The sequence below is a fragment of the Mitsuokella apri genome, from assembly GCF_051886055.1.
In the GTDB taxonomy this organism is placed as follows: domain Bacteria; phylum Bacillota; class Negativicutes; order Selenomonadales; family Selenomonadaceae; genus Mitsuokella.
Window position 1 is genome coordinate 1 of the sequence record NZ_JBJEXT010000044.1, and the last position, 7,523, is coordinate 7,523.

The window sequence follows — 7,523 nt, forward strand, 5'->3', positions numbered from 1 at the left end:
TCGTGCCGGGCGTGACAATTGGCGATAATTCCGTCATCGGTGCGGGCAGTGTCGTGACAAAGGATATTCCAGCTGGTGTACTGGCCTTTGGCGTGCCGTGCCGCGTGCAGCGCAAACTCGGTGACAAAGACTGGGAGTTTTATCATAAAGGACGGAAAATGCCCGACGAACTCAAGAAACTGCGCCGCGTCGGCAAAGAGGCCGAGGTTTGAGACGAATCATCGCATAGAGCCATATATATAATAGAGCCATATATATAATAGAAGGGAAGTCTGCTTTTATGAGTACGAATAAAACGATGGATGTATTTACCTGCATCGAGACGCGCCACAGCACGCGCAAATTCAAGGAAGAGCCTGTGCCGGACGAGCTTCTTCAAAAAGTTGTCGAAGCCGGCCGCCGCGCACCTGCCGGCAAGCATATGAACCAGAGCCATTACCTCGTTATCCGCAAAAAAGAAGTCCTCGACAAACTCGCGGAGCTCGTACAGCAGGAGTTTGCCAAAATGGAAGTCACGCCGGAAAATGACGATAACTATGGCGGAGCCATCCGCGCTGCGAAAAAAGGCAATTACCGTTTCCTTTACAATGCGCCGGTCTTAATCGTCGTGGCCAACAAGAAGAACTACGGTAATAACTTTGCCGATGTTTCGTGCGCCATGCAGAACATGATGCTCGCGGCCAATGACCTGGACCTCGGCTCATGCTGGATCAATCAGCTGCGCTGGCTGCAGGACAATCCCGTCCTTGTGGCCTATCTCCGCACTCTCGGCATGGCGGAGGACGAAGCCGTCTATGCATCGCTGAGCCTCGGCCTGCCGGACCTGCCAAACGGTCTGCCGCCGCGCAATGTCCTTCCCGTCAAAGGAAATCCTGTCACCTATATCGACTGAGAAAACGAGGTGCGTCATGCATACGGATTTCAAGATTGTCTGGCTCATGCGTCATGGCCAGAGTGTCGGCAACGTCGACCAGCCGACGCAGAATCACGCGGATATCCCGCTGACCGGCCTTGGCAGGGAGCAGGCAAAAAGGCTTGCCGGACGCCTTGACAAAAAGCCCGAGCTCATCGTCATGTCCTCTTTCCTGCGGGCCCAGCAGACGGCCGAACCGCTGTGCGAAAAATATCCCGACGTGCCGACGGAAATCTGGCCCGAAACGGCAGAATTTACCTACCTTTCGCCCGCGCGCTGCCGCAACACGCGCCGCAGCGACCGCATCCCGCTCGTTCGGGAATACTGGCAGAGACAGGACCCCGACTACCGCGACGGCGGCGGGGCCGAATCCTTTGCCGACTTTGTCAAAAGGGCCAAACTCATCCATGAGCGCCTGCTCGAGAGGCCAGAGACCGACATCGCGATTTTTTCCCACGGCCAGTTCCTAAACTGCCTCATCGACGTATCCATCCACCCTTACGCCGCAAACGCCGAACGCATGGCCCGCTTCTGCAGCCTGCCTGAACTCCCGAACGCCGGGCTCATCTATTTGCTGCTGCCGTTTGGCGAGTAGGGGATGGTGCCTGTTTAGACGATGATATTCTACTTAGCCTGAGGCCAAAGCCTGCCTGTGCCAGCATGAAGGCTTTGGCGGCAATGTCTGGGCGGCATATCACTTCTAAAAAATATTGTTCAAATAAAAAGACCTGCAAATTTTGCAGGCCTTTTGTCATGCATCAAGCATGAAGTGCGTTGTTCTGAGAAAGAAGATAGACGCAGTATTGATTTAAACTGATTCCTTCGCGCTTCGCGCGCTCCGCTAATTTTTTGTGTAAGCTCTTAGGCAGGCGCAGTTTGAACTGGCCGGAGTAGGATTCAATTTTTGTCGGTTCCGGAATCGGATAGCCATCTTCTAAGGCTGCTTCCAGCCAGGCTTTTTTTGCATCTTTGATGTTTTTCATCGCTTCATCGATTGTTTCACCGCAGGACAGGCAGCCGGGGAGTTCGGGAATCGCCACCGTATAGCCGCCAACTTCCGGATCTTCATAAATTTCCGTACGATAAGGTAAAGAAAGATAATAATCGATATTCTTCATTTCAAATCACCTTCTCTTTCCACAGCATTTCTTACCATTTCCACATAAATTTTCTTGATGGGATTATGCGCTGGTATCGTAATGGGGGCACATCCCTGTTTGCGAAATGTATAATGGCTGCTGCCGCCTTTCGGCTGATTTTCTTTGTAGCCGATTTTTATAAGGATCTTTCGTATTTCTTGAAACTGCATATCGCTGGGGAGGGAATATAAACGAAGCAATAACTTTTCCCACTTGGACAATATTCTCACCTCTGATATTATTATAATCTGATACCGTATATGGTGTCAACAAGGCTCATTTTTCCCGCAGATGAAAATTCTGCGGGATTTTTCTTTGTAATCAAAAATAATTCTTGATTTCCAAAGTGTGGTATGGTATTATATAACCATAGAAATTGATATTAATTATCACTTTAGAAAATAAATAAATCTAAAGTGCTTGAATTTGAAAGGAGATTTATCATGTCGTTAATTAACAAAGAAGTAAGTGAGTTTTCCGTAAAGGCTTTTCAGAACAATGATTTCCACACGGTGACCAAGGCAGATCTCCTTGGCAAGTGGAGTGTATTCTTCTTCTATCCGGCAGATTTCACGTTTGTCTGCCCGACGGAGCTTGAAGACCTCGAGAATCATTACGATTCCTTCAAGAAAATCGGCTGCGAGATTTATTCGGTTTCCTGCGACACGGAGTTTGTGCACAAGGCATGGCATGACCATTCGGAACGCATCAGCAAATTGACGTACCCGATGCTGGCTGACCCGACGCATGCACTTTCGCGCGACTTTGAGGTCCTGATTGAGTCGGCTGGTGTAGCCGAGCGCGGCACGTTCATCATCAATCCGGAAGGCAAAATTGTCGCGTACGAAGTCAACGCCGGCAATGTCGGCCGCAATGCCGACGAGCTTCTGCGCAAGGTACAGGCCTGCCAGTTCGTCCACGAACATGGCGACGAGGTCTGCCCAGCAAAATGGCAGCCGGGTGCCGAGACGCTGAAACCGAGCCTTGACCTTGTAGGAGCACTCTGATGCCTGCAAAGGATGGCGAACTTTACGACGTCATCGTGATTGGCGGCGGTCCGGCGGGCCTGACGGCAGCGATTTATCTCGCGAGGGCCTGCTACCGCGTGCTGGTCGTCGAAAAAGAACATTTCGGCGGCCAGCTCACCATCACGGAACGCGTCGTGAATTATCCGGGGATTGCTTCCATCAGCGGGGCGGCCCTGACGGAACACATGCGCCAGCAAGCCGAAGCTTTTGGCGCAGAATTCAAGCTCGCGACAGTCACTTCGCTCGATATGACGGGGGATATCAAGACAGTCAACACCTCGCAGGGACCTCTTAAATGTTTTGGCGTACTGCTGGCAGCAGGTGCACGCCCGAGGTCCGCTGGCTTCAAGGGCGAAGATGAATTCCGCGGCCGCGGCGTTGCCTACTGTGCGACCTGTGATGGGGAATTTTTCCGCGATTTGCCGGTTTTTGTCATCGGCGGCGGCTATGCGGCGGCAGAGGAAAGTGTCTTTTTGACAAAATACGCGTCGCATGTCACCTGTCTTGTGCGCGGTGATGACTTTTCCTGCGCGGAGCAGACGGCAGAAGAGGCAAAGGAGAATCCAAATATCACGGTGCTGACCAATACCGTGGTCGAAGCAGCCGAGGGCGATTCGATGCTGCGCAGCCTGACGTATAAGAATACGAGGACTGGTGAAGTCAAGACGTATACGGCGCCTGAGGGCAAGACGTTTGGCCTGTTTGTCTTTGCCGGTTATGAGCCGGCGACGGAACTCGTCAAAGGCATTGCGGCGCGCAATGATAAGGGCTATGTCATCACGGATGAAAACATGAAGACGACTTGCGATGGCCTTTATGCAGCCGGCGATATCCGCATCAAATCGCTGCGTCAGTGCATCACGGCGGCTGGCGACGGGGCCCTTGCGGCAACAGAGCTTGAGCGCTATGCCTTGGCGATGCAGAAAAAGACAGGCATTCGCCCGCTGCGTCCTGCGGCAGAGAAGAAGGAAGCTCCTGCTGCCAAAGATGCGGCAGCAGCGCCGGCTGCTTCGGCCAGCGGCCTTTTCCAGCCGGAAATCGTCGCCCAGCTCCAGACGGTCTTTGCCCGCATGGAGCATCCTTTGGAACTTCGTCTGTTCCTTGACGATTCGGCAGCCAGTCAGGAGCTCGCTGCTTATATGAAGGAGCTCCGCAGTCTGACGGACAAACTGCAGGTTACAAGGGCAGCAGCAGACGAAGATGCAGGTGAAAAGCCGTGTGTCCGCGTCTATCGTCAGGACAAGAGCTTTGCAGGGTTAGCCTTCCACGGCGTGCCGGGCGGCCATGAGTTCACGTCATTTGTACTCGGGCTGTACAATGCCTCAGGCAAAGGGCAGGCCGTTGAGGAAAATCTGCGCCAGCAGATCCTCGCTTTTGACAAACCATGTCACTTGCGCATTTTTGTCAGCCTTTCCTGCACGATGTGTCCGGAGCTCGTCACAGCAGCACAGCGCATGGCGACGCTCAACAGCAAGATCACGACAGGTGTCTACGACCTCAACCGCTATCCGGACCTGCAGAAAAAATATCAGGTCATGAGTGTGCCGTGTTTCTTTATCAACGACAGCGGACCTGAGTTCGGCAAAAAGAATATCGCTCAGCTTTTCAACATGATTTCACAGTCGTGAACATCATCCCAAAAGATAAAAGAGAAAAGTAAGGCTTATCCAGCTGTAAAAGGCAGGATAGGCCTTTTTTCTTGTAAAACCAAAAAACAATACAGATGGAACACTTGATTCGTTTTAGTTAAAATTGTATAATAGAAATGTCGGAAAAATAGAATGATTCGTATTTTATAGCAAAGAGAAGAGGTCTTTTTATGCTGGAACGACTAAAACGTCAGGTTGTCCGCTATGCCCAGCAGGCAGAACGCGAGGGGCTTTGCAGGCATCGCTCGGGCAATTTCAGTATTCATGATAAGGAGACAGGCTATATCGTCATCACGCCGACGGGCATGGACCGCGCGGAAATGCTGCCAGAAGATGTCGTCGTCATCGATATGCAGGGAAATGTTGTCGAGGCGCTGACCGGCAAAAAGCCGACGAGTGAGAGCATGATGCATATGGCCGTTTACAAGGCAAGGCCGGAAGTCGGGGCCATCGTCCATACACATTCGAAGAATGCGACGGCTTTTGCCGTCATGAACAAGCCGATTCCTGCAATTGTCTACGAACTTTTCCTGCTCGGCTGTAAAAAGGGCTATATCCCTGTCGCGCCGTACGGCAGGCCGGGCACAAAGGAACTTGCAGAATCCGTGCTGAAGCCGCTTTCCATCTCCGATGTCGCGCTTATGCAGGCCCATGGCGTCATTGCCGTAGCAGGAGACCTCAAGGAAGCACTGCTGCGCGCAAGTTACGTTGAAGAGCTCGCGGAAATCTACTATAAAACGCTGACCGTGCTTGGCCATGAGCCGGATGTCGTGCCCGTAGAAGAGCTTGCCAATTGGAAATACCCGGGCAGGCTTTCGTAAGCCAAAACTCTGTCTTGATATGTTGTACGAAACTTTTTGATAAAGTGAATCTATCTAAATCCTGACGTAAAACTGCATAAGAATCGATGGGGGAATTCAATTGACCGAAGAGAAGAATATCATGGATTATGAGACCGTGGCACTCGATGATACGGAACACGCGCTGGTCATCATCGATCAGACGAAGCTGCCGGGGAAGACGGAGCTTCTGCATCTTACGACGCAGAAGGAAATCTGGGTGGCCATCAACACGCTGGCTGTGCGCGGGGCTCCGGCCATTGGCGATGCGGCGGCCATTGGCATTTACCTTGCAGCGCGTGAAATCGAGACGGATGATTACGATGCGTTCCTTGCCGGGTTCCGCAGGGCCAAGGATTATCTCGATTCCTCGCGGCCGACGGCCGTCAATCTCTCGTGGGCACTCAAGCGTATGGAACAGGTGGTCTTGAAGAATAAGGGCAAATCCATCGCAGAAATCAAACAGCTGCTGCACGACGAGGCTGTGAAGATTAAAGACGAGGATATCTGGATCTGCAGCAAAATCGGGGAGTACGGACTGACGCTCGTCAAAAAGGGCGATGGCCTCCTGACGCACTGCAATGCTGGACAATTAGCAACGGCTAAATACGGCACGGCCACAGCGCCGATGTATCTCGGCCACAAGAAAGGCTATAATTTCCATGTTTTCTGTGATGAAACGCGTCCGCAGCTGCAGGGGGCAAGGCTGACTTCTTATGAACTCAGCGCTTCGGGCCTCGATGTGACGCTGATTTGCGACAATATGGCCTCGTCCGTCATGAAGAATGGCTGGGTACAGGCGATTTTTGTCGGCTGTGACCGCGTGGCCGCAAACGGCGATGTCGCGAATAAAATCGGCACGTCAGGCGTGGCCATTCTTGCGAAATACTACGGCATTCCGTTCTACGTCTGCGCGCCGACTTCGACTCTTGACTTTGCGACGCCGACAGGCAGCGAAATCAAGATTGAGCAGCGTCCGCCTGAGGAAGTCACGGAAATGTGGTACAAGGAACGCATGGCGCCGAAAGGCATCAAGGTCTACAATCCCGCTTTTGACGTGACCGACCACAGCCTCGTCACGGCGATTGTCACCGAATACGGCATCGCGCGTGCCCCGTATGATGTTTCCCTGCAGGAAATCCGCAAAAAATGCGGCAGAGCCTGAGACTTCGGGGCAGAATTAAGAGCAGCATCCATCAGGGCAGAAGCTGTAAAGGCTGAAAGTCCCGGTAGTCGCCGGAGACGAGATGATAGTCAATGCCGTGGAAGTTTCCCTCAATGCTGTCATGGAAGCGTTCTTCGCCGTGGCAGTGGGAGTAGATGACCTGACCTGCTCCGTAATCTTCGGCTATTTTGGTAAAGATGCTCTCTTTTTCGAGGATGTTTGTCGGCGGGTAGTGCAGGAACATGATGAATTTCTCGAAACCGGCCCTGCGGGCGGCCTCAAAGGAAACGCGCAGCCGTTCGGCCTCGCGTGCGACGAGCTTCTGGGCATGTGCTTCGTTTTCCTCATCCCAGCCGATGATGCGGCCGGCACGGTCGAGGTAGAACGGCCCTTCAAACGTATAGCCCTTCGTGCCGACGAGGGCATAATCTTCATACGCAAAAAAATTATTCTGCAGGAAAGACAGCCTGCCTTCGAACTGACGGTTGAGGGCGGCTGTCTTTTTGGCGTCCCAGAACATGTCGTGGTTGCCGCGCAGCAGGATCTTGCGTCCCGGCAGCGACTCGATAAAACCTAGGTCTTCTGTGCACTGCGGAAGCTTTCGTCCCCACGAATGGTCGCCCGTCACGACGAGCGTGTCGTCGGGGCTGATAAGATCCGTGCAGTTTTTCCGTATCTTTTCTTCATGGTGATGCCAGACCGGCCCGAAGACGTCCATGGATTTGTCAGGGACCTGAAACGAGAGATGAAAATCTCCGAGGGCAAAGAGTGCCATATAATCTTCCTTCCT

Annotated in this window: 9 protein-coding genes and 1 pseudogene; 7 read left to right on the forward strand and 3 right to left on the reverse strand. The window is 52.6% G+C overall.

Translation table 11 applies throughout. The features are described from left to right. From ACI4OH_RS06800 to ACI4OH_RS06810, 3 genes and pseudogenes are all read left to right on the forward strand, one after another. Positions 1–212 (forward strand): annotated as a pseudogene (locus ACI4OH_RS06800) (sugar O-acetyltransferase); the annotation flags it as partial. Between the two features lie 68 nt (positions 213–280). Next, a complete protein-coding gene (locus tag ACI4OH_RS06805; RefSeq protein ID WP_439784451.1) occupies positions 281–892 on the forward strand; it encodes a nitroreductase family protein in 612 nt (203 codons plus the stop codon). A gap of 16 nt (positions 893–908) precedes the next feature. After that, positions 909–1,508, forward strand: a complete 600-nt coding sequence (locus ACI4OH_RS06810; RefSeq protein WP_439784452.1) for a histidine phosphatase family protein — start codon at positions 909–911, stop codon at positions 1,506–1,508. Between the two features lie 163 nt (positions 1,509–1,671). Here ACI4OH_RS06810 and ACI4OH_RS06815 read toward each other — a convergent pair whose 3' ends face one another. Beyond that, a complete protein-coding gene (locus ACI4OH_RS06815) occupies positions 1,672–2,031 on the reverse strand; it encodes a type II toxin-antitoxin system HicB family antitoxin (RefSeq protein WP_439784453.1) in 360 nt (119 codons plus the stop codon). Next, positions 2,028–2,273, reverse strand: coding sequence for a type II toxin-antitoxin system HicA family toxin (locus tag ACI4OH_RS06820; RefSeq protein WP_432647938.1), 246 nt, complete (start codon positions 2,271–2,273; stop codon positions 2,028–2,030). Before ACI4OH_RS06820 ends, ACI4OH_RS06815 begins: the two co-directional genes overlap by 4 nt. Before the next feature lie 222 nt (positions 2,274–2,495). On the opposite strand from ACI4OH_RS06820, the gene ahpC reads away from it, so the two are divergent. From ahpC to mtnA, 4 genes are all read left to right on the forward strand, one after another. Next, positions 2,496–3,059 (forward strand): alkyl hydroperoxide reductase subunit C, encoded by a 564-nt coding sequence (gene ahpC, locus ACI4OH_RS06825; protein ID WP_435721376.1) that lies wholly within the window; start codon positions 2,496–2,498, stop codon positions 3,057–3,059. Further along, positions 3,059–4,708 carry an FAD-dependent oxidoreductase gene (locus ACI4OH_RS06830; RefSeq protein WP_435721377.1) on the forward strand — a complete coding sequence of 550 codons (1,650 nt, stop codon included), beginning with the start codon at positions 3,059–3,061 and terminating at the stop codon, positions 4,706–4,708. Before ahpC ends, ACI4OH_RS06830 begins: the two co-directional genes overlap by 1 nt. A gap of 191 nt (positions 4,709–4,899) precedes the next feature. Beyond that, on the forward strand, positions 4,900–5,550 hold the full coding sequence (locus ACI4OH_RS06835) for a class II aldolase/adducin family protein (RefSeq protein WP_435721378.1): 651 nt from the start codon (positions 4,900–4,902) through the stop codon (positions 5,548–5,550). A 121-nt stretch (positions 5,551–5,671) separates the two neighbouring features. Further along, a complete protein-coding gene (gene mtnA, locus ACI4OH_RS06840) occupies positions 5,672–6,733 on the forward strand; it encodes an S-methyl-5-thioribose-1-phosphate isomerase (RefSeq protein ID WP_439784455.1) in 1,062 nt (353 codons plus the stop codon). 31 nt (positions 6,734–6,764) lie between these two features. Here the strand turns inward: mtnA and ACI4OH_RS06845 are convergent. Continuing rightward, the coding region (locus ACI4OH_RS06845) for a metallophosphoesterase (protein WP_439784454.1) at positions 6,765–7,523 on the reverse strand (759 nt) is incomplete at its 5' end.

Excerpts from the sequence above, each read along its gene's own strand:
- ACI4OH_RS06805 (WP_439784451.1), top strand. The coding sequence starts at position 281 with ATGAGTACGAATAAAACGATGGATGTATTTACCTGCATCGAGACGCGC.
- ACI4OH_RS06810 (WP_439784452.1), top strand. The coding sequence starts at position 909 with ATGCATACGGATTTCAAGATTGTCTGGCTCATGCGTCATGGCCAGAGT.
- ACI4OH_RS06835 (WP_435721378.1), top strand. The coding sequence starts at position 4,900 with ATGCTGGAACGACTAAAACGTCAGGTTGTCCGCTATGCCCAGCAGGCA.
- ACI4OH_RS06830 (WP_435721377.1), top strand. The coding sequence starts at position 3,059 with ATGCCTGCAAAGGATGGCGAACTTTACGACGTCATCGTGATTGGCGGC.
- mtnA (WP_439784455.1), top strand. The coding sequence starts at position 5,672 with ATGGATTATGAGACCGTGGCACTCGATGATACGGAACACGCGCTGGTC.
- ACI4OH_RS06815 (WP_439784453.1), bottom strand. The coding sequence starts at position 2,031 with ATGAAGAATATCGATTATTATCTTTCTTTACCTTATCGTACGGAAATT.
- ahpC (WP_435721376.1), top strand. The coding sequence starts at position 2,496 with ATGTCGTTAATTAACAAAGAAGTAAGTGAGTTTTCCGTAAAGGCTTTT.